The sequence below is a fragment of the Streptomyces sp. R28 genome, from assembly GCF_041052385.1.
GTDB lineage: Bacteria > Actinomycetota > Actinomycetes > Streptomycetales > Streptomycetaceae > Streptomyces.
In genome coordinates, this window is sequence record NZ_CP163439.1 from 8,285,493 (window position 1) to 8,304,984 (window position 19,492).

Annotated in this window: 19 protein-coding genes; 10 read left to right on the plus strand and 9 right to left on the minus strand. The window is 69.1% G+C overall.

The genetic code is table 11. From position 1 onward, the window contains the following. Window positions 1-211: 211 nt before the first annotated feature. The 4 genes from AB5J49_RS36310 to AB5J49_RS36325 all read right to left on the minus strand — a co-directional run bounded on the left by AB5J49_RS36310 (window position 212) and on the right by AB5J49_RS36325 (window position 3,931). On the minus strand, window positions 212-1,045 hold the full coding sequence (locus tag AB5J49_RS36310; RefSeq protein WP_369173081.1) for an enoyl-CoA hydratase/isomerase family protein: 834 nt from the start codon (window positions 1,043-1,045) through the stop codon (window positions 212-214). Window positions 1,046-1,163: 118 nt separating this feature from the next. Then, on the minus strand, window positions 1,164-1,970 hold the full coding sequence (locus AB5J49_RS36315; protein WP_369173082.1) for a strictosidine synthase: 807 nt from the start codon (window positions 1,968-1,970) through the stop codon (window positions 1,164-1,166). Between the two features lie 32 nt (window positions 1,971-2,002). Then, on the minus strand, window positions 2,003-2,869 hold the full coding sequence (locus AB5J49_RS36320) for an alpha/beta fold hydrolase (protein WP_369173083.1): 867 nt from the start codon (window positions 2,867-2,869) through the stop codon (window positions 2,003-2,005). Between the two features lie 66 nt (window positions 2,870-2,935). After that, window positions 2,936-3,931, minus strand: a complete 996-nt coding sequence (locus tag AB5J49_RS36325) for an NADP-dependent oxidoreductase (protein ID WP_369173084.1) — start codon at window positions 3,929-3,931, stop codon at window positions 2,936-2,938. A gap of 148 nt (window positions 3,932-4,079) precedes the next feature. Here AB5J49_RS36325 and AB5J49_RS36330 point away from each other — a divergent pair, with 148 nt between their 5' ends. From AB5J49_RS36330 to AB5J49_RS36340, 3 genes are read left to right on the plus strand one after another with little or no spacing between them, the layout of a single operon-like run. Further along, complete coding sequence (locus tag AB5J49_RS36330) at window positions 4,080-4,703, plus strand: TetR/AcrR family transcriptional regulator (protein WP_369173085.1); 624 nt, start codon at window positions 4,080-4,082, stop codon at window positions 4,701-4,703. 49 nt (window positions 4,704-4,752) lie between these two features. Next, on the plus strand, window positions 4,753-4,902 hold the full coding sequence (locus tag AB5J49_RS36335) for a hypothetical protein (RefSeq protein ID WP_369175506.1): 150 nt from the start codon (window positions 4,753-4,755) through the stop codon (window positions 4,900-4,902). Further along, window positions 4,899-5,225, plus strand: coding sequence for an integrase (locus tag AB5J49_RS36340; RefSeq protein WP_369173086.1), 327 nt, complete (start codon window positions 4,899-4,901; stop codon window positions 5,223-5,225). The genes AB5J49_RS36335 and AB5J49_RS36340 overlap by 4 nt, the downstream gene beginning before the upstream one ends. Window positions 5,226-5,368: 143 nt before the next feature. Here the strand turns inward: AB5J49_RS36340 and AB5J49_RS36345 are convergent, their stop codons facing one another. The 4 genes from AB5J49_RS36345 to argG all read right to left on the minus strand — a co-directional run bounded on the left by AB5J49_RS36345 (window position 5,369) and on the right by argG (window position 9,338). Further along, the gene (locus AB5J49_RS36345) at window positions 5,369-6,898 is read right to left on the minus strand and encodes a helix-turn-helix domain-containing protein (RefSeq protein WP_369173087.1); all 1,530 of its coding nucleotides are present in this window, start codon (window positions 6,896-6,898) and stop codon (window positions 5,369-5,371) included. A 64-nt stretch (window positions 6,899-6,962) separates the two neighbouring features. After that, complete coding sequence (locus tag AB5J49_RS36350) at window positions 6,963-7,160, minus strand: DUF4236 domain-containing protein (protein WP_369173088.1); 198 nt, start codon at window positions 7,158-7,160, stop codon at window positions 6,963-6,965. 70 nt (window positions 7,161-7,230) lie between these two features. After that, the gene (locus AB5J49_RS36355; protein WP_369173089.1) at window positions 7,231-7,770 is read right to left on the minus strand and encodes an AAA family ATPase; all 540 of its coding nucleotides are present in this window, start codon (window positions 7,768-7,770) and stop codon (window positions 7,231-7,233) included. 113 nt (window positions 7,771-7,883) lie between these two features. Next, window positions 7,884-9,338, minus strand: coding sequence for an argininosuccinate synthase (argG, locus tag AB5J49_RS36360; protein WP_369175372.1), 1,455 nt, complete (start codon window positions 9,336-9,338; stop codon window positions 7,884-7,886). Between the two features lie 165 nt (window positions 9,339-9,503). Between argG and AB5J49_RS36365 the strand changes: the two genes are divergently transcribed. Beyond that, the gene (locus AB5J49_RS36365; RefSeq protein ID WP_369173090.1) at window positions 9,504-10,187 is read left to right on the plus strand and encodes a formylglycine-generating enzyme family protein; all 684 of its coding nucleotides are present in this window, start codon (window positions 9,504-9,506) and stop codon (window positions 10,185-10,187) included. A gap of 86 nt (window positions 10,188-10,273) precedes the next feature. On the opposite strand, the gene AB5J49_RS36370 is transcribed toward AB5J49_RS36365, so the two are convergent. Beyond that, window positions 10,274-10,534, minus strand: a complete 261-nt coding sequence (locus tag AB5J49_RS36370) for a hypothetical protein (protein WP_369173091.1) — start codon at window positions 10,532-10,534, stop codon at window positions 10,274-10,276. Between the two features lie 215 nt (window positions 10,535-10,749). Here AB5J49_RS36370 and acnA point away from each other — a divergent pair, with 215 nt between their 5' ends. From acnA to AB5J49_RS36400, 6 genes are all read left to right on the plus strand, one after another. After that, window positions 10,750-13,467, plus strand: coding sequence for an aconitate hydratase AcnA (gene acnA / locus AB5J49_RS36375; protein ID WP_369173092.1), 2,718 nt, complete (start codon window positions 10,750-10,752; stop codon window positions 13,465-13,467). A gap of 155 nt (window positions 13,468-13,622) precedes the next feature. Next, window positions 13,623-14,273 (plus strand): response regulator transcription factor, encoded by a 651-nt coding sequence (locus tag AB5J49_RS36380; protein ID WP_369173093.1) that lies wholly within the window; start codon window positions 13,623-13,625, stop codon window positions 14,271-14,273. Beyond that, window positions 14,270-15,823: a sensor histidine kinase gene (locus tag AB5J49_RS36385; RefSeq protein ID WP_369173094.1), complete on the plus strand. Its 1,554-nt coding sequence runs from the start codon at window positions 14,270-14,272 to the stop codon at window positions 15,821-15,823. Before AB5J49_RS36380 ends, AB5J49_RS36385 begins: the two co-directional genes overlap by 4 nt. A 217-nt stretch (window positions 15,824-16,040) precedes the next feature. Then, entirely contained in the window at window positions 16,041-17,135 is a 1,095-nt protein-coding gene (locus AB5J49_RS36390; RefSeq protein ID WP_369173095.1) for a lytic polysaccharide monooxygenase, read from the plus strand. Between the two features lie 165 nt (window positions 17,136-17,300). Beyond that, complete coding sequence (locus tag AB5J49_RS36395; RefSeq protein WP_369173096.1) at window positions 17,301-18,566, plus strand: glycosyltransferase family 4 protein; 1,266 nt, start codon at window positions 17,301-17,303, stop codon at window positions 18,564-18,566. Further along, the gene (locus AB5J49_RS36400; protein WP_369173097.1) at window positions 18,563-19,471 is read left to right on the plus strand and encodes a transferase; all 909 of its coding nucleotides are present in this window, start codon (window positions 18,563-18,565) and stop codon (window positions 19,469-19,471) included. Before AB5J49_RS36395 ends, AB5J49_RS36400 begins: the two co-directional genes overlap by 4 nt. The last annotated feature ends 21 nt before the right edge of the window (window positions 19,472-19,492 follow it).

The following is a 19,492-nucleotide window of genomic DNA, read 5'->3' on the forward strand; positions in this document are numbered from 1 at the left end:
GCACTTCCCCCGCCGCCACTCGCAGCGGTGTCGGCGGGTACAGGCTGCGCCACTGGTGAGTCCTGGCCAATCGGCCTGTGCCGCGACGCGGGCGCCGACGCGTTCGCATTCGCCCGCGACGTTGGTGCCGTCGACCACGGTGCCGAAGACGTCGGAAAAAAAGAGGACGGACGCGGCATCGGCTGCGTCCGTGCTCGTTTTCTGATGGGTGTCAGCGTTGCTGGTTGGCGATGCCGATGTAGTGCCCGAGACGGTACTCGAAGTCGATGCCGGCCTGTTCGACGACGGCCTGCGTGCCTGCGGCCCGGGTGAGGAACCCGGGGAGGGTGAGGGAGTGGGTGAACTCGCCGTACGCGGCGACCAGGTCCGCGTCCGGGGGCAGGGATGCCCGGTTGATCTGGGCTTTGGCCGAGGCGAGTGAGGTGCGGTCGAAGGAGGCGAGCCGGGCGGCGACGGTGCCGACGAAGGCGTCGAGTTCGCTGTCGGGGAGGGCGCGGGTGACCCAGCCCCAACGCTCGGCGGTGTCGGCGTCGTAGTCGTCGCTCGTGAGGATGGCTTCCAGGGCGCGGTCGCGTCCGATGGCCCGGGGCAGGCGTTCGCTGCCACCACCGCCGGGCAGCAGTCCGCTGCCGACCTCGGGCTGTCCGAAGATCGCCTTCTCACGACTGGCGTAGCGCAGATCGAGGGCGAGGGCGAGCTCGTTCCCGCCGCCGCGGGTGCGTCCACGGATGGCCGCGATCGTGATGTACGGCGCTCTGGAGAGTTCCAGGACCAGATTCGTCCACGCCGGCACCGCGTCCGGGTCCTCGGGGGCGGGGAAGTCGGCGGCGGCGGCCAGGTCGAAGTGGTTGTAGAAGAAGTCGGGGGTGGCGCTGTCGAACACCACGACCTGGATGTCCGGGTCCGTGGCCAGTTCGGTGACGATCTCGATGAGGCGCAGGACCGTCTCGCCGACGATGAGGTTGACGGGTGGGTTGGCGAAGGTGATCTTCGCGATCTGCGGTGAGGTGCGTTCGTAGTGGATGGTGCTCTGCTGCTCGCTCATGGCTGGCTCCGGATGCGTGGTGGGTAACAGATGGCGACGGGGGCGTGAGGAGGGCCAGGAAGCCGGGGCGGATGGATTGCTGAGCAGATCCGGCGGTCCCGCTTCCCGTCTGCGCTGCTCACTCCTGGTAGCGCGGGAGGATCTCGCCGTTCTTGACGTAGGTGAGGGTGGCGGTGACGTCGTAGGCGTGGATCGCGGAGACTTGCGGCGCCAGCCGGTCGGACAGGTCCTCGATCACGTGGCCGGTGAAGAAGGCGTCCCGTGCCGCGGTGTCGGCGAACCCGAGGCTGACCGAGGCGTGGAAGTGCTGGTCGTGGGGGTTGTCGTGGGCTACGTCCGGGGTGTCCCAGAGCTTTTCGATCCAGGGCAGGAACGTCTGCGTGCGCAGCTCCTTCAGCACTCCGGAGGCGGCGAGCGCGGGAGCGAGCTGCTCGTTGACGAACTTCCGGAAGGCGCCGGTGCCGACCCCGTCCCTGCGGCGCAGGTAGATCAGAGCGCGGGCACCGACCGGCTGTCCGGGGCCTGCGACGTCGTACCACCGAGAGGAGTTCGGCGGGCCGGCGTAGAGAAGGGTGCGGCGGAACACGTTGATCTCGTCGGCGTAGGCCAGCTTCGTCTGCTCGCGCCCTTTCAGGGGTGCAAGCACCGATTGGAAGGTGACTTCCGCGACGCCGTCGATCTTCCGGTCGGCGGGGATCGCGGTCTGGACCCCGTCGATGGCCGGCCACAGGCCCTTGTTGTGCTCGGCGAGGTGGATCTGCCGGTACTCCTCCAGGCCCGGGGTGGCGGAGATGATCCCCGAGTGCGGGCCCTTCCAGTGGTCCATGCCGGTCTGGCGGGGCTGGTCGGTGCGCACCCACAGCAGGATCGAGGAGGTGAGGCGCTTCTTCACTTCCAGGGGCGCGGCGGCCGGTGACGTGCTCATGATGTTGCCCTTTTTTCCTGGTCAGGCGGTGGTCATCGGGCCAGGAACTCGACCGCTACGGGGGCGAATTCCTGGTGGTACTGGAAGATGCCGCCGTGCCCGGAGTCGGGGTAGATGATCAGCTCGCTGCCCTTGATACGCCGGTGCAGGTCCTCCGACAGGACCGACGGCACCATGCGGTCGTTGTCGCCGTTGGCGATCAGGGTGGGCTGCGTGATCGACGACAGGTCGTCGGGGGCGGAGCGCCCCCCCTTCTTGATCGCCTTCAGCTGCGTCTGGAACGCCTTGGTCTTGATGTCCGCGTCGCGGTCGACAGTGCGCTCCTTGAGCCGGTTGACGAACGCGCGCGCGGCGGCCTTGCCGGTGGCGTTGCGGTTGAAGAAGAGGAACTCCTTGGGGTCCGAGCGGGTCAAGGTGGCGCGCAGGATGTCCCAGTAGGTGATTCTGGCGACCTTGTCCATGTCCTTGCCGCCCTTGGGCCCGGTGCCGGTGAGGACCAGCTTGCGGACGAGCTCGGGGTGCTTGACCACCAGGGCCTGGGCGACCATGCCGCCGAGGGAGAAGGAGAAGACGTCGATCTTGTCGTACCCGAGCGCCTTGATGAAGGTGTAGGCGTCGTCGGCCATCGCCTCGACACTGTCCGGCACCTGGCCGGTGGACGCCCCGACACCGCGGTTGTCGAAGGCGATGACGTGACGGCCCTTCGCGACGGGGTCGATGATGCGGGGGTCCCAGTTGTCCAGGGTCGCGGCGAGGTGGACGAAGAAGACGACGGGGATGCCGCCCTTCGGCCCCAGCTCGCGGTAGGCGTAGGTGACGCCGCCGGCGGTGACGGTGCGGGCCGGGGCCTTCGCATAGGAGGTGATGACGGCTTCGTTCGGGGTGTCGGTGCTGCTCATGACGGATTCTCCTCGTGCGTTCTGTGTCGCTGTGCGTTCTGTGTCGCCCGTCGCGGTTGCGGCGGGTCAGCTGTTGCCGATGACGGCCTTGCCGCGGGTGCCACCCTGGGACAGGGACTGCAGTGCCTGCGGGGTCTGGTCGAAGCCGACCACCTTTCCCACGACCGGACGCACCACGCCCTGGTCGATGAGGGTGGTGATCTGGCGGAGCTGGTCGCCGCTGGCGCGCATGAACAGGAACTCATACGTCACGCCGAGCTTCTTGGCCTGCTTGCGGATCTTGCGGCTCAGGGCTGTGACCGCCAGGCGCAGCAGCGGGTTCAGGCCGGCCTCGCGGGCGAACGCGGGGTCCGGGGGACCGGCGATCCCGATGGCCTTGCCGCCGGGCTTGAGCACCCGCAGGGACTTCTCGAGAGTCTCCCCACCAAGGCTGTCCAGCACCAGGTCGTAGCCGGTCAGGAGCTGCTCGAAGTCCTGGTTGCGGTAATCGATCACCGTGTCCGCGCCGAGCGCGCGCACGAAGTCCGCGTTGGAACCGCTGGCGGTCGTGGCGACGCTCGCACCGAGGTGCGCGGCGAGCTGGATCGCGATCGAACCGACCCCGCCGGCCCCGGCGTGGATGAGAACCTTCTGCCCGGGCCGCACCTTCCCGCGCTCCACCAGCGCCTGCCACGCCGTGAGCGCCGCCAGCGGCAGCGAGCCCGCCTCTTCCATGCTGATCGATGCGGGCTTGAGCGCCAGGTCGCCCTCCGCGACGGCGATGCGCTCGGCGAACGTGCCGATGCGGTCCTGGTGGGGCCGGGCGTAGACCTCGTCTCCGGGCTTGAAGCCGCGAACCGCTGTCCCGACGCTGATGACGGTGCCCGCGACGTCGTTGCCCAGGATCAGCGGCAGCTTGTAGGGCAGGATCTGCTTGAACTCACCGGCGCGGATCTTCTCATCCAGCGGGTTCAGTCCGGCGGCCTCCACCCGGACGAGCACGTCGTGCTCCCCCACGGTGGGTTCGGGGACGTCCGCCTCCTGCAGCGGCTCCTTGTACTTGGTGACGACGAACGCTCGCATGGGGCGCCACTCCTTGTCTTCGTCCTATTTATCCAGGCATGAGGCCAGATCAGCCAATTCGGCGTGACATCTGGGGCCTCGCCTCACTCCATCAACCCGAGTACACTCAACTATGAGTCCGCTCAGAATTATTGTCAAGGGAGGTCCCATGGGACGCGGTCACATGCCGATCGGGCGCCGCGAGCGGGCCAAACAGGCCAAGCGCGAACGCATCATGACCGCAGCCCGCGAACTGTTCGCCGAACACGGCGTCAGCGGGGTCACGACACAGCAGATCGCCCACCGGGCCGACGTCGCGATCGGCACCCTCTACCTGTACGCGTCCACGAAGGCCGAGTTGCTGATCATGGTGCAGAACGAGAAGTTTGCCGCCGCCATCGACGTCGGCCTCGCCGCCGCCAATGCCGCCGTCGGACAGGGCGTACTGGAGCCGGTCATCGCTCTCCTCCGTCCCGTGGTGGAGTGCCTGAGGGAGCACACCGAGAACGGCCGCACATACCTGCACGAACTCGTCTTCGGCGACCCGGCCGAGCCCTACCGGCAAGCGGGTCTAGCCCTTGCCGGCCGCCTCGAGGACGGCATCACCGGCCTGCTCACCCACAACGAGTACATCGATGCCGCCGACGCGGCGACGCTGGCGCGGGTGATCACCGCGATCATCCACATCAGCACCACCGCCACTCTGTACCTGCACCGGAGTGACGAAGCCGTCCTCGCCGACATCCGCGACCAGATCCACGCCACCCTGACGCCCCACCACCGCGCGGCATGACCACTCGCTCCACGAGCCAACCATCGAACACCTTGGAAAGGGGCACGTCATGAGCGCGCACTACGACGTCATCGTCCTCGGTGCCGGCTCGAGCGGGTACGTCGCCGCGATCCGCGCCGCGCAACTCGGCAAGAACATCCAGTCCGGCAGTCCGGCAGTGCGGACAACCGGCGGCCGAGGACCTACAGCCTCTTGGTGACAGGACGCGAACGGAAGGCCATCAACCGGAACTACTTCAACTCCTACGTGTGGAAGCCCGCTCCGGCTGAGGCCGGCGTGATCGCTCCGCTGGAGGAGGGCAACACAAACGGCGCTCGCGTGTGGGAGCCATCCCGGGAGCACGGCTTCCACGCCCTGCGCCACTTCTACGCCTCCGAGGAACTGGAGGCTGGCGAATCGGTCGTCTCCCTGGCACGCTGGCTGGGGCACTCCGACCCCGGGTTCACGCTGCGGAAGTACTCCCACTTCCTGCCCCGCATCGGCGCACGAGGCAGTGCCGCCATCGACGCGATCTTCGCGTAGCCGCGGCTAGTCGGCAGAGCCTGTGGAGCGCGGCGCGTAGCCCGCCGCAGGCCCAAAGTCCCAGAGAAGTCCCAGAGATGCCGCCGCACCCCTCCCTGACCCGCTAAGCAGCAGGTCAGACGGGGTGCGGCGGCATTCGCTTATCAAATGTCCCGGAAGATCTCGATCTGCGCCCCGATGGAGTTCAGGCGCTCGGCGAGGTCCTCGTAACCGCGGTTGATGACATACACGTTCCGCAGTACGGACGTGCCCTCCGCCGCCATCATCGCCAGCAGGACGACCACGGCGGGCCGCAGCGCGGGCGGGCACATCATCTCGGCGGCGCGCCAGCGGGTCGGGCCCTCGACCAGGACGCGGTGCGGGTCCAGCAACTGCAGCCTGCCGCCGAGGCGGTTGAGGTCGGTCAGATAGATCGCGCGGTTGTCGTAGACCCAGTCGTGGATCAGCGTCTTGCCCTGCGCGGCGGCCGCGATGGCCGCGAAGAAGGGGACGTTGTCGATGTTCAGACCCGGGAACGGCATCGGGTGGATCTTGTCGATCGGCGCCTCCAGCTTGGAGGGCCGGACGGTGAGGTCCACCAGTCGCGTACGGCCGTTGTCCGCGAAGTACTCGGGCGTACGGTCGTGGTCGAGGCCCATCTCCTCCAAGACCGCCAGCTCGATCTCCAGGAACTCGATCGGTACCCGGCACACCGTCAGTTCCGACTCGGTGACCACGGCGGCGGCCAGCAGGCTCATCGCCTCGACCGGGTCCTCGGACGGGGAGTAGTCGACGTCCGCGTCGATGTTCGGCACGCCGTGCACGGTGAGCGTGGTGGTGCCGATGCCCTCGACCCGGACGCCGAGTGCCTCCAGGAAGAAGCAGAGGTCCTGGACCATGTAGTTGGAGGACGCGTTGCGGATGACCGTCACGCCGTCGTGCCGCGCGGCGGCCAGCAGCGCGTTCTCGGTCACGGTGTCGCCGCGCTCGGTCAGCACGATCGGCCGGTCGGGGCGTACGCCACGGTCGACCACGGCGTGGTACTGGCCCTCGGTCGCCGCCACGTCCAGGCCGAACCGGCGCAGCGCGATCATGTGCGGCTCGATGGTCCGCGTACCGAGGTCGCAGCCGCCGGCGTACGGCAGCTTGAAGTGGGTCATACGGTGCAGCAGCGGGCCGAGAAACATGATGATGGACCGCGTGCGTACGGCGGCCTCGGCGTCGATCGCCGCCATGTTCAGCTCGGCCGGCGGCACGATCTCCAGGTCGACGCCGTCGTTGATCCAACGGGTGCGCACGCCGATGGAGTTGAGGACCTCGAGAAGGCGGTATACCTCCTCGATGCGGGCGACGCGGCGCAGCACCGTGCGGCCCTTGTTGAGCAGTGAGGCGCACAGCAGGGCCACGCATGCGTTCTTGCTGGTCTTGACGTCGATGGAACCGGACAGCCGACGTCCGCCGACGACCCTCAGATGCATCGGACCGGCGTATCCCAGGGACACGATCTCGCTGTCCAGGGCCTCACCGATTCGGGCAATCATCTCAAGGCTGATGTTCTGGTTGCCGCGCTCGATGCGATTGACGGCGCTCTGGGAGGTGCCGAGCGCCTCGGCCAGCTGTGTCTGTGTCCAGCCTCGGTGCTGCCGGGCGTCACGGATGAGCTTGCCGATGCGTACGAGGTAGTCGTCTGCCATGAGGTCGAGGTTATCTCAGATATGAGATGGCACATCCCAAGGGGGCCATTCGGGTGACGGGCCGTCAACGTCGCCTGGCGGCACGGGTGCGACGCCACCCGAAAGGACCGGGCAAATCCATCGATGTCGTACGACGTCCGGTACTGCTGTGTGTACGCCGAGGACCGTGCCTACCGCCGGTGGTGATGGACCAGGAGTGCCGGTTGATGTTCAGCCGCACTCCGGGCAGGATCCGAAAGCTCTTACGGAATGTGAGGGGCATGGATGCCTCCCTGCGGGGTTGTGGTACGTGTCCCTCGGTTACCCCGACTTGGCGAACTGATGGCAACTCGTCACGGAGAGGCTGCGGAAACGGCGTCCGCGACCAGCCGGGCGACCTGTGACGGGGACAGCCGGGCGGTGTCGACGACCTCGCCCTCTCGGGTCAGCCAGGGCAGCGCGTCCCGGTAGACGGCGCGATGGTCGAGGCGCCATTGGCGGGCTTTCGGGAACTGGGCGTTGGTCGCGCTGTCCGTCTCGATCCGCTCGGTCAGCGTGTCCGGGTCGGAGTGGAGCACGTAGTGCTGGACCGGGATGCCGTACTTCTGCAGGCCGGTGCGGATCTCCGTCCAGTACTGCTCGACGAGCACTGTCTGGGGGATGACCAGCGGCCCGCCGATGTAGCCGAGCAATTGCGCGGCGGTTTCCACCACCAGGTGGCGCCATGGTGGCCAGTGCTGGAAGTCACCCAGTTTCGGGAGCTTCTCGACGTGCCCCAGCATGTAGCCGACGTACTCGGCGTCAAAGATCGTCGCGTCCGGGACAAGGCCGATCAACTCGTTGGCGGTGGTGGTCTTGCCCGCTCCGAAGGTTCCGTTCAGCCAGATGATCACCGGGTGAGCGTAGCCGTGGGGCCCCGGGGCGGGCGGGGGACGGCGTGAAAAGGCCGGCTCGGCGCACGCGGCGCCGAGCCGGCCTTTCCCGTGGTCCGTCCCCTCGCCGCCGGTCAGTCCGTGCCCGACTCCATCGCGGCGCGGTCCAGCAGGGCGTCCTGCTCGGAGACCTCGCCGCGGGAGGCGATGGCCTCGGCGCCGCCCTCGGGCATCTCCGGCATCGTGCCGATCAGCCCGGTCGCGGCCGCCTGGGAGGCGCCCACGGCGGGGCTGCCGGTGCCGATCAGGCCGAGGCCGACGTACTGCTCCAGCTTGGCGCGCGAGTCGGCGATGTCGAGGTTGCGCATGGTGAGCTGGCCGATCCGGTCCACCGGGCCGAACGCCGAGTCCTCGGTGCGCTCCATCGAGAGCTTGTCCGGGTGGTAGCTGAACGCCGGGCCGGTGGTGTCGAGGATCGAGTAGTCCTCGCCGCGCCGCAGGCGCAGGGTGACCTCACCGGTGATCGCCGCGCCGACCCACCGCTGCAGCGACTCACGGATCATCAGCGCCTGCGGGTCCAGCCAGCGGCCCTCGTACATGAGGCGACCCAGGCGCCGGCCCTCGTTGTGGTACTGGGCGAGCGTGTCCTCGTTGTGGATCGCGTTGACCAGGCGCTCGTAGGCGGTGTGCAGCAGGGCCATGCCCGGTGCCTCGTAGATGCCGCGGCTCTTGGCCTCGATGATCCGGTTCTCGATCTGGTCGGACATGCCCAGGCCGTGGCGCCCGCCGATGGCGTTGGCCTCCATCACCAGGTCGACGGGGGAGGCGAACTCCTTGCCGTTGATGGTGACCGGACGGCCCTGCTCGAAGCCGACCGTGACGTCCTCGGCGGCGATCTCGACCGACGGGTCCCAGAACCGGACACCCATGATCGGCTCGACGGTCTCGACGCCGGTGTCCAGGTGCTCCAGGGTCTTGGCCTCGTGGGTGGCGCCCCAGATGTTGGCGTCGGTGGAGTACGCCTTCTCCGTCGAGTCCCGGTAGGGCAGGTCGTGGGCGACCAGCCACTCCGACATCTCCTTGCGGCCGCCGAGCTCGGTCACGAAGTCCGCGTCCAGCCAGGGCTTGTAGATCCGCAGCTTCGGGTTGGCCAGCAGGCCGTACCGGTAGAACCGCTCGATGTCGTTGCCCTTGAAGGTCGAGCCGTCGCCCCAGATCTGTACGTCGTCCTCGAGCATCGCCCGCACCAGGAGGGTGCCGGTGACGGCGCGGCCGAGCGGCGTGGTGTTGAAGTACGCCCGCCCGCCCGAGCGGATGTGGAACGCCCCGCAGGTGAGCGCGGCCAGCCCTTCCTCGACCAGCGCCGCCCGGCAGTCGACCAGACGCGCGACCTCGGCGCCGTAGGTCTTCGCGCGGCCGGGGACCGAGGCGATGTCGGGCTCGTCGTACTGGCCGATGTCGGCGGTGTAGGTGCACGGGACGGCGCCCTTGTCGCGCATCCAGGCGACCGCGACCGAGGTGTCGAGTCCGCCGGAGAAGGCGATGCCGACGCGCTCGCCGGTGGGGAGGGAGGTGAGGACCTTGGACATAGGAAGAGTATGCATGATGGCGCATGGTCATGCAAAGGGGTGTGTGGAAGGCCTCTCTTTGTGAGGGCCTCTCGGGCCGCGCGCGTGGGGGCGAGGGGGGGCGACGAAAGTCGATCTGGTTCGGCCCGTCCTCGCACCGGCAGATCTCGTTAGGGTGTCCTGATCATGGACGTGACTACGGGGAACGAGATGATCGTCATCCCGCCAGGGCAGGTGACGCTGTCGGACCGGCGGACGCGGCGCAGTTGGTCGGTCGAGCTTGCGGCGTACCGGCTCGCGGCATTCCCGGTCACCCAGGCGTTGTACGCGCAGGTCACGGGCCGGCGTCCGAGTGCCGCCCGTGGGGACCAGTTGCCCGTTGAGTGCGTCTCCTGGTGGGAGGCGGTGCGGTTCTGTAACGCCCTGTCCGAGCGTGACGGGTTCACGCCCGCGTACCACCTCCGTGGCGACGGCGAGGGTGTCGAGTGGGACGTCGAGTGGGACGCGTCCGCCGACGGGTACCGACTGCCGACCGAAGCCGAGTGGGAGCACGCCTGCCGTGCCGGTACGACCGGGCCGCAGTACGCGCCGCTCGACGAGATCGCCTGGTATCGCGGCAACTCGGACGAGCGTATCCACGCCGTGGGCGGCAAACACCCCAACTCGTGGGGTCTTTACGACATGCTCGGCAACGTCTGGGACTGGTGCTGGGACGTCTACGACGCCGAGGTCTACGGCACCTACCGGGTGCTCCGTGGTGGTGGTTGGTTTGATGAGCACTGGAGTTGCCGGGCCTCTGCGCGGCGCCGCAGCCACCCGACATTCCAGGTCGACGACGTAGGGTTCCGCATCGCGCGCTCCATCGTGTGACGACCGGTTCCCGCGCGCCGTCGAAACGCGCCGTCCGCCGCCTCTGCCAACGGACGGCGCGCCCCGACCGGCCAGGGTGCGTCACTTCAGGCGCGGACGTCGACGACCACGGCCGAGCCGTCCGCGCGGCGTACGAAGTAGCCCGGGGCATACCGGCGCTCACACTCGCCGTCGTGCCGGTGCGGCCAGAAGTGACGCTCACCACGAGACCAGCCAAACGGCCGCACCGCGGCGACGTCCTCGAACCGTGCCGTCGCGCAGTCCAGCGGCGGACGCCGCCGACACTCGCGTACGGCAACCGGGTACGACAGCTCGACGCAAGCCGAAACGACTGGGTTCGTTGTCAAACGCCTCGATTGGATTGCAGCGGCAGGGGAGGCTGGGCATGACCATCCCGGCCCCATGTACTAGAGTTATCTCGACATCGAGATATCTGCCCGAGGTGCACCGCAGCCGCCACCCCGGTAAGGGTTACCTAACTTAGCCTTACCTTAGCGGATCGGCCAAGTGGCCGTGGCGGCAGGATCGTGGTGGTACGCGCACATCAATGAAGGAGACTGTCGTGTCGGCGAACAGCTTCGACGCCCGCAGCACGCTGCAGGTGGGCGACGAGTCGTACGAGATCTTCCGGCTGGACAAGGTCGAGGGCGCCGCGCGCCTCCCTTACAGCCTGAAGGTGCTGCTGGAGAACCTCCTCCGCACCGAGGACGGCGCGAACATCACCGCCGACCACATCCGCGCCCTCGGCGGCTGGGACTCCCAGGCCCAGCCGTCGCAGGAGATCCAGTTCACGCCGGCCCGCGTGATCATGCAGGACTTCACCGGCGTGCCCTGTGTCGTCGACCTCGCCACCATGCGTGAGGCCGTCAAGGAGCTCGGCGGCGACCCGGCGAAGGTCAACCCGCTCTCCCCGGCCGAGCTGGTCATCGACCACTCCGTCATCGCCGACAAGTTCGGCACCAACGAGGCCTTCGCGCAGAACGTCGAGCTGGAGTACGGCCGCAACCGCGAGCGCTACCAGTTCCTGCGCTGGGGCCAGACCGCGTTCGACGACTTCAAGGTCGTCCCGCCGGGCACCGGCATCGTCCACCAGGTGAACATCGAGCACCTGGCCCGCACGGTCATGGTCCGAGGCGGCCAGGCCTACCCCGACACCCTGGTCGGCACCGACTCCCACACCACCATGGTCAACGGCCTCGGTGTGCTGGGCTGGGGCGTCGGCGGCATCGAGGCCGAGGCCGCGATGCTCGGCCAGCCGGTCTCCATGCTCATCCCGCGCGTCGTCGGCTTCAAGCTGACCGGTGAGCTCAAGCCCGGCACCACCGCCACCGACCTCGTGCTGACCATCACCGAGATGCTCCGCAAGCACGGCGTCGTCGGCAAGTTCGTCGAGTTCTACGGCGAGGGCGTCCCCGCCACCTCCCTCGCGAACCGCGCCACCATCGGCAACATGTCGCCGGAGTTCGGCTCCACCGCCGCGATCTTCCCGATCGATGACGAGACCATCAAGTACCTGAAGCTCACCGGCCGCTCCGAGCAGCAGCTCGCGCTCGTCGAGACGTACGCCAAGGAGCAGGGCCTCTGGCTGGACCCGAAGGCCGAGCCCGACTTCTCCGAGAAGCTCGAGCTGGACCTGTCTACGGTCGTCCCGTCCATCGCCGGCCCGAAGCGCCCGCAGGACCGCATCGTCCTCGCCAACGCCGCCGAGCAGTTCAAGCAGGACGTCCGCAACTACGTCGACACGGTGGACGAGGCGGGCCAGGAGTCCTTCCCGGCCTCCGACGCCCCGGCCATCCACCCGAACGGCGCCCCGTCCAACCCGGTCACCGTGACCGCCCCCGACGGTTCGACGTACGAGATCGACCACGGTGCGGTGACGGTCGCGGCCATCACCTCCTGCACCAACACGTCGAACCCGTACGTCATGGTCGCCGCCGCGCTCGTCGCGAAGAAGGCCGTGGAGAAGGGCCTGACCCGCAAGCCGTGGGTCAAGACCACCCTCGCCCCGGGCTCCAAGGTCGTCACCGACTACTTCGACAAGGCGGGCCTGACCCCGTACCTCGACAAGGTCGGCTTCAACCTCGTCGGCTACGGCTGCACCACCTGCATCGGCAACTCCGGCCCGCTGCCGGAGGAGGTCTCCAAGGCCGTCAACGACCACGACCTCGCGGTGACTTCGGTCCTCTCCGGCAACCGGAACTTCGAGGGCCGTATCAACCCCGACGTCAAGATGAACTACCTGGCCTCCCCGCCGCTGGTCGTGGCGTACGCCCTCGCGGGGTCCATGAAGGTGGACATCACCAAGGACGCCCTGGGTGTCGACCAGGAAGGCAAGCCGGTCTACCTCGCCGACATCTGGCCCTCCGAGGCCGAGGTCAACGACGTCGTGGCCAACGCCATCGGCGAGGACATGTTCAACAAGTCCTACCAGGACGTCTTCGCGGGCGACGCCCAGTGGCAGGCGCTGCCGATCCCGACCGGCAACACCTTCGAGTGGGATGCCGAGTCGACCTACGTCCGCAAGCCCCCGTACTTCGAGGGCATGACGATGGAGACCACCCCGGTCTCCGACATCACCGGCGCCCGTGTGCTCGCCAAGCTGGGCGACTCGGTGACGACGGACCACATCTCGCCCGCCGGTGCCATCAAGGCCGACACCCCGGCCGGCAAGTACCTCACCGAGCACGGTGTGGAGCGTCGTGACTTCAACTCCTACGGCTCCCGCCGTGGTAACCACGAGGTCATGATCCGCGGTACGTTCGCCAACATCCGCCTGCGCAACCAGATCGCGCCGGGGACGGAAGGCGGCTACACCCGCGACTTCACCCAGGCCGACGGTCCGGTGTCGTTCATCTACGACGCCTCCCGCAACTACATCGAGCAGGGCATCCCGCTGGCCATCCTGGCCGGCAAGGAGTACGGCTCCGGCTCGTCCCGCGACTGGGCCGCCAAGGGCACCGCGCTCCTCGGCGTCAAGGCCGTCATCGCCGAGTCGTACGAGCGCATCCACCGCTCGAACCTCATCGGCATGGGCGTGCTCCCGCTCCAGTTCCCGGAGGGCCAGAGCGCCGAGTCCCTCGGCCTGACCGGCGAGGAGACCTTCTCCTTCACCGGCGTCGAGGAGCTCAACAACGGCACCACGCCGCGCACGGTCAAGGTCACCACCGACACGGGCGTCGAGTTCGACGCGGTCGTCCGCATCGACACCCCCGGTGAGGCCGACTACTACCGCAACGGCGGCATCATGCAGTACGTGCTGCGCAGCCTGATCCGCAACTGAGTGGTCGAGTAAGCGGTACGGCACGGCAGTCGAGGGCCGCATCCCCGGTGACGGGGGTGCGCCCTTCGCCGTGCCCACACGGGGAAACCCCAGGTCATCACCCACCCTCAGGTGGAACACAGGATTCCCTCAGCGGACGGGGACAGGATCGAGACATGTCCGCCACCCCGGGGTTCAGAAACGGCCGCGTCCGTGTGCTCATAGTCGACGACGAGCCCGCGCTCACCGACGTGCTCTCCGTGGCCGTCGAAGAGGCGGGCCGGCGCGCCTGTCCGGCGCTGGACGGGCAGAGCGCGCTGAAGATCGCGCGTGGCTGCCCGCCGCACGCCGTCGTGCTGGACGGGATGCTGCCCGACCTGGACGGCCTCCAGGTGCTGCGCCGCCTGAGGTACGAGAACCCGAAGCGACCCGTCCTCATGCTCACCGCCCGCGACGCCCTGGAGCACCGGCTCGACGGGCTGCGCCGGTCCGCATCCGGGCGGGCCCGGACCGACGACTCCGTGCGGGTCCTCGGCGACCTGGTCCTGAGCGAGGAGACCCGCGAGGTGCACCGGGCGGGCGTACCGGTCCAGCTCACCGCCAAGGAGTTCGACCTGCTCGGCCTGATGATGAGCCATCCGCGGCAGGTGCTCAGCAAGATTCAGATCCTCGACCACGTCCGGAGCAGCTCCTTCGACGGCGGCGGCAACCTGGTCGAGGTCTACATCTCCAGCCTGCGCCGCAAGATCGACAGAGGCCGGGCGCCGGTGATCCACACGGTGCGCGGGCTCGGGTACGCCATCAGGCCGGTGGAGGACGCAAGATGAGCACCGTCACCTCCCGGAAGCCGTGGCCGGGGCTGCGCGCCAGGTCGATGCGCACCCGGCTGCTCCTCTTCATCGGCGCCACCCTCGTCACCGTGTGCGCCGCGATGGCGCTCACCACCGTGTTCGTCCAACGTGCCTATCTGCTGGGCAATTTGGACAACCGGGTCACCAACGCCGCCGAGCGCAGCCTGGGCGGGGCCCAGCTCCACCCGGAGCTCACGGACGACCTGGGCTTCCTCAACGAGAACGGGCATCCGGCCGGCCTGCTCGCCGCCCGGCCCGACGACGACGGGGACATCCTCTCAGCCGAGGTCGTCAGCCAGGACGCCGCCCCGCGGAACCTGACCGACGCCCAGCGCGCGGCCCTCACGGGCATCGCGGCCGACGGGCGTAAGCACACCCGTACCGTCCCCGGCCTCGGCACCTACCGGATCACCGCGCTCCACAGCGGCGGCGTGCGGGTGCTGACCGGGCTGCCGATGGACGATGTGCAGGACATGATCAGTGGCCTGGTCGTGGTGGAGTCGGTCGTCGCGGCCGCCGGACTCACCGTCGCGGGCTGCGTGTGCGCCGTGGTCGTACGACGCCAGCTGCGCCCCCTCGGCCGGGTCGCCGCCACCGCCGCCGAGGTCTCCCGCGCACCGCTCGACCGCGGCGCGGTCACCGGCCTCACCCGCGTCCCGGCCCAGGACACCGACCCCGCCAGCGAGGCCGGGCAGGTCGGCGCCGCGCTCAACCGCATGATCGACCACGTCGAATCCTCCCTCACCGCCCGTCAGCACACCGAGGAACGCATGCGCCGCTTCCTCGCCGACGCCAGCCACGAACTGCGCACCCCGCTCGCCTCGATCGCCGGCTACGCCGAACTCATGAACCGCGGCACCGACCGGATCGAGCCGGTGCTCGCCTGGCGCCGGGTCTCCGCCGAGTCGGCCCGGATGACCGGCCTGGTCGAGGACCTGCTCCTGCTGGCCCGGCTCGACGACGGCAGGCCGCTGCACTCCGCCGAGGTCGACCTCGCGGCGCTGGTCGCGGAGGCGGTGTGGGACGTGCGGGCCGCCGGGGACGGGCACGACTGGCAGCTCGAACTCCGCCCGGACGCCCCGGCGCTGGTCCTCGGTGACGATGCCCGGCTCCACCAGGTGGTGGCCAACCTGCTGGCCAACGCCCGGGCCCATACCCCCGTGGGCACGACCGTGGTCGCCTCCGTCGAGGCCGACCCCGACCGCTGCTTGATCCGGGTACGGGACGACGGCCCCGGCATCCCGCCCGCACTCCTCCCAGAGGTCTTCGACCGCTTCACCCGCGCGGACACCTCCCGGGTGCGCAGGGGTCCGCGCGACGGCGGATCCGGTCTCGGCCTCGCCGTCGTGGCGGCGATCGTCTCCGCGCACGGCGGGCGGATCGATGTGCGGAGCGAGCCGGGCCGTACGGAGTTCACCGTCGAACTGCCGCCGGTGGGAGCCGAACCGCCGCTCCTGGACGCGGTGTCGGGCCCGTCGGCTCCGGCCCCGGTGGTGTCCACGCGGATGTTCGCCCGTAATCCCTGACGGGTTCGCAGGACCGCACCGGCCCCGGTGCGGTCCTTGTGCGCCAGGCGTTTACATCTGCGCCACGTGGCGCTACCTTCCGCAGCAGACGGGGTGGGAGCGCTCCCATGGCGGTGGACCGGAACCCGCCGCCCGGGCCCGCTCCCGCCCCGCGTTCCGCACGCACCTCCACACACGCATCCGCACGGCCCGTGCCTGAAGGAACGGACTGAGTGTCATGATCCTGACAAACTCAGGGGCGACCGCGCCGCCGCCCCGCCGATTAACTCTCCCCACCCGCGCCAGAGCCCTCTTCCTCGTCCTGGTCTCCCTGCTCGCGACCATCCCGGCCGTGGCCCTCGTCATGAGTGCCGGCGGCGAGGCGGAGGCCCACGGAACCCCCATGAAGCCGGGCAGCCGCACCTTCCTGTGCTGGCAGGACGGCCTCACCGACACCGGTGAGATCAAGCCGGTCAACCCGGCCTGCAAGTCGGCCCAACAGGTCAGCGGTACAACGCCGTTCTACAACTGGTTCTCGGTGCTCCGCTCCGACGGCGCCGGCCGCACCCGCGGTTTCGTGCCCGACGGCGAGCTGTGCAGCGGCGGCAACACCAACTTCACCGGCTTCAACGCGCCGCGCGACGACTGGCCGCTCACCCACCTCACCTCGGGCGCGACGGTCGACTTCTCCTACAACGCCTGGGCCGCGCACCCCGGTTGGTTCCATGTCTACATCACCAAGGACGGCTTCGACCCGAAGAAGACCCTGACCTGGGACGACATGGAGGCGCAGCCCTTCCTGTCGGTCGACCACCCGCCGCTCAACGGCTCCCCGGGCACGGTCGAGGCCAACTACTCCTGGACAGGAAAGCTTCCTGACAACAAGTCGGGCCGCCACATCGTCTACATGGTCTGGCAGCGCTCCGACAGTCAGGAAACCTTCTACTCCTGCTCCGACATCGTCTTCGACGGCGGCAACGGCGAGGTGACCGGCATCAAGGAGCCCGGCAACCCGACCGACCCGGTGCCCGGCGAGTGCTCCGCCACCCGCCGAACGACCGGCAGTTGGTCCGGCGGCTACCAGTCCGAGGTGACCGTCACCAACTCCGGCGACGTCCCGATGCTCGGCTGGATGGTGGACTGGACGCTGCCTGCCGGCCAGAAGGTCGAAAGCCTCTGGAGCGGCAACGCGACCTACAACGGCCAGAACGTGATGGTCCACAACGCCGACTGGAACGGCTCCCTGAGTCCCGGTCAGAGCACGACGTTCGGTTACGTCGTCTCCGGACCCGGCTCGGACAGTACGACGACCCTGCCCTGCCGGGTGGGCTGAACCGCCGCTCGGTGCGGACCCGGTGGGCGTCGAGCCGTCGCCCGCCGGATCCGTCCTCCATCCGCGCGCACGGCGGAGCCCGAGGCATGTCGCAGAAGTGTTTGACAGGAAAACAAACCGGTAACGGCAAGCAACCCAAGGGGGTTCGGCTTGGTCTAGTCCGCCATGAAGATCTCTTTCCTGCTGCACAACGCCTATGGGATCGGAGGCACGATCACCACCACTTTCAATCTGGCCCAGGCGCTGGCCGAGCGGCACGACGTGGAGATCGTCTCCGTGCTGCGCCACCGGGAACGCCCGAACTTCACCCTGGACCCGCGAGTGTCGTTACGGCCCTTGGTGGATCTGCGCCACGAGAAGGAACATCCCCTGCATCTGAGACCGGCAGGAGTGTTTCCTGTTGCCGAGTACCGCTACCAGCAGTACAGCGAGCTGACCGACCAGCGGATCGGGGAGTGTCTGGCGGCGATCGACTCCGACGTCGTCATCGGCACCCGGCCGGGCCTGAACGTGCACCTCGCGCTTCAGGCGCCGGAGCATGTCGTCCGCATCGGGCAGGAGCACCTCACCCTCGACAACCATCCGCCCCGGCTGCGCACCGCACTGCGCCGGGCCTACCGTCGGCTCGACGTGCTCACCACGGTCACCGAGGCGGATGCCGCCGCCTACCGGCGCAAGATGCGGCTGCCCGGCGTCCGGGTGGCGGCTCTCCCCAACAGCGTCCCCGATCCCGTGCTGCCCGCAGCGGACGGCACCGCGAAGGTGGTGGTCGCGGCCGGCCGACTGGTCCCGGTGAAGCGCTACGACCTGCTCGTCGAGGCCTTCGCCCTGGTCGCCGCCGAACACCCGGACTGGCACTTGCGCATCTACGGCAAGGGGGAGGAGCACGCCCGGCTGCGGCAGCTCGTCCACCGCCTCGGCCTGAGCGAGAACGTCTTCCTGATGGGCGCGGCCGCCCCCATGGAGGCGGAGTGGGTCAAGGGCTCGATCGGCGCGGCCGCCTCCAACTTCGAGCCGTTCGGCATGACCATCGTCGAGGCGATGCGCTGCGGACTGCCCGTGGTGAGCACCGACTGCCCGTACGGACCCGGCGAGATCATCGAGGACGGCGTCGACGGCCGCCTGGTGCCGGTCGGGAACCGGGAGGCGCTCGGCGCCGCGCTGCTGGAGCTGGTCCGCGACGACGAGCGACGCCGGCGGATGGGCCGTACGGCGATGGAGAACGCGCGACGCTTCGCCCCGGTTCCGGTCGTGGAGCAGGCGGAGCGCCTGATCGGCGAGGCGGCCTCGGCCCGCAGGACCGGGCAACCTCTCGCCCCGCAAAGCGGCCGAATACACCGCGCCCTGGTCAGCCAGGGCTTCGCGGCACGCGACGCCGCGTACGCAGCGGCCTCCGGCGCCCTGCGCACAGTACGGAGGGGACGTCGATGAACGCCCGACCAGACACGACACCGGACACGGCACCAGAGACGACACCAGGCACGGCCCCCGACACAACCCGTGACACGCACCTTCGGGTCCACTGCACGGCCGATTCGGACGGGCGGATCACCTTCGTCCTTCAGCAACCGGCGACCGCCGCCCTCCAGTCGCCCCAGTTGCTGCTGAGGCTGCGTCCCAAGAAGGGCCAACCCGAAAAGGTCCTGCACGCGCTGGATCTGGAGCCCGTGGACGACAGCCGCCTGCGTGCCGTCCTGGAACCGCAGCCCGCCCTCGCCGAGGGACGGTGGGACCTCTACTTGCTCCCCGAACCCGGAGCGCAACGGCAGCGCATGCGCCCCGGGCTGCGCGACCTGCGCGCCCTCGTCGACGGACACACCCGTGACCGCCCGTCACCGGTGGCCGTGCGCGTCCCGTACGCCACCAAGGACGGCTACCTCGCGGTGCGGGCCTGGCTGCGCACCGCCCACGCGGAGGTCGAGGGCATCGACGTCACGGACCGGTCGATGACGGTCAGGGCCCGGCTGCACGGCACCACGCTCACCGAGGGAGCCGCCGTACGGCTGCGTCTGCGGGGCGCTGACGGCGTCGTACGGACGCTGGCGCCGCAGGCCGAGAGCGACGGCCGGGCGTTCCGCTTCACCGTGGACTACGAGGAGTTGGCCGCCGATCACGGTCCACGCACCGGCGCCGGAGCCCGGGTCTGGGACGTCTTCGTCCAGCCCCGCCCCGCTGTGGAGGCCCCTGCGATCCGGGTCGGCCGTCTGCTCGACGACGTGGCGGACCGCAAGGAGATCTTCGTCTATCCGACCGCAGCGGTCGGCGATGCCACCGTGCGGCCCTACTTCACGGTCGACAACGACCTCTCCGTGGAGGTGGCGGCCGCGACGGCGTGATGTCCGCTCTCGGGCGGACCC

Excerpts from the sequence above, each read along its gene's own strand:
- AB5J49_RS36310 (WP_369173081.1), bottom strand. The coding sequence starts at position 1,045 with ATGAGCGAGCAGCAGAGCACCATCCACTACGAACGCACCTCACCGCAG.
- AB5J49_RS36315 (WP_369173082.1), bottom strand. The coding sequence starts at position 1,970 with ATGAGCACGTCACCGGCCGCCGCGCCCCTGGAAGTGAAGAAGCGCCTC.
- AB5J49_RS36320 (WP_369173083.1), bottom strand. The coding sequence starts at position 2,869 with ATGAGCAGCACCGACACCCCGAACGAAGCCGTCATCACCTCCTATGCG.
- AB5J49_RS36325 (WP_369173084.1), bottom strand. The coding sequence starts at position 3,931 with ATGCGAGCGTTCGTCGTCACCAAGTACAAGGAGCCGCTGCAGGAGGCG.
- AB5J49_RS36330 (WP_369173085.1), top strand. The coding sequence starts at position 4,080 with ATGGGACGCGGTCACATGCCGATCGGGCGCCGCGAGCGGGCCAAACAG.
- AB5J49_RS36335 (WP_369175506.1), top strand. The coding sequence starts at position 4,753 with ATGAGCGCGCACTACGACGTCATCGTCCTCGGTGCCGGCTCGAGCGGG.
- AB5J49_RS36345 (WP_369173087.1), bottom strand. The coding sequence starts at position 6,898 with ATGGCAGACGACTACCTCGTACGCATCGGCAAGCTCATCCGTGACGCC.
- AB5J49_RS36350 (WP_369173088.1), bottom strand. The coding sequence starts at position 7,160 with ATGCCCCTCACATTCCGTAAGAGCTTTCGGATCCTGCCCGGAGTGCGG.
- argG (WP_369175372.1), bottom strand. The coding sequence starts at position 9,338 with ATGTCCAAGGTCCTCACCTCCCTCCCCACCGGCGAGCGCGTCGGCATC.
- AB5J49_RS36365 (WP_369173090.1), top strand. The coding sequence starts at position 9,504 with ATGGACGTGACTACGGGGAACGAGATGATCGTCATCCCGCCAGGGCAG.
- AB5J49_RS36380 (WP_369173093.1), top strand. The coding sequence starts at position 13,623 with ATGTCCGCCACCCCGGGGTTCAGAAACGGCCGCGTCCGTGTGCTCATA.
- AB5J49_RS36385 (WP_369173094.1), top strand. The coding sequence starts at position 14,270 with ATGAGCACCGTCACCTCCCGGAAGCCGTGGCCGGGGCTGCGCGCCAGG.
- AB5J49_RS36390 (WP_369173095.1), top strand. The coding sequence starts at position 16,041 with ATGATCCTGACAAACTCAGGGGCGACCGCGCCGCCGCCCCGCCGATTA.
- AB5J49_RS36395 (WP_369173096.1), top strand. The coding sequence starts at position 17,301 with ATGAAGATCTCTTTCCTGCTGCACAACGCCTATGGGATCGGAGGCACG.
- AB5J49_RS36400 (WP_369173097.1), top strand. The coding sequence starts at position 18,563 with ATGAACGCCCGACCAGACACGACACCGGACACGGCACCAGAGACGACA.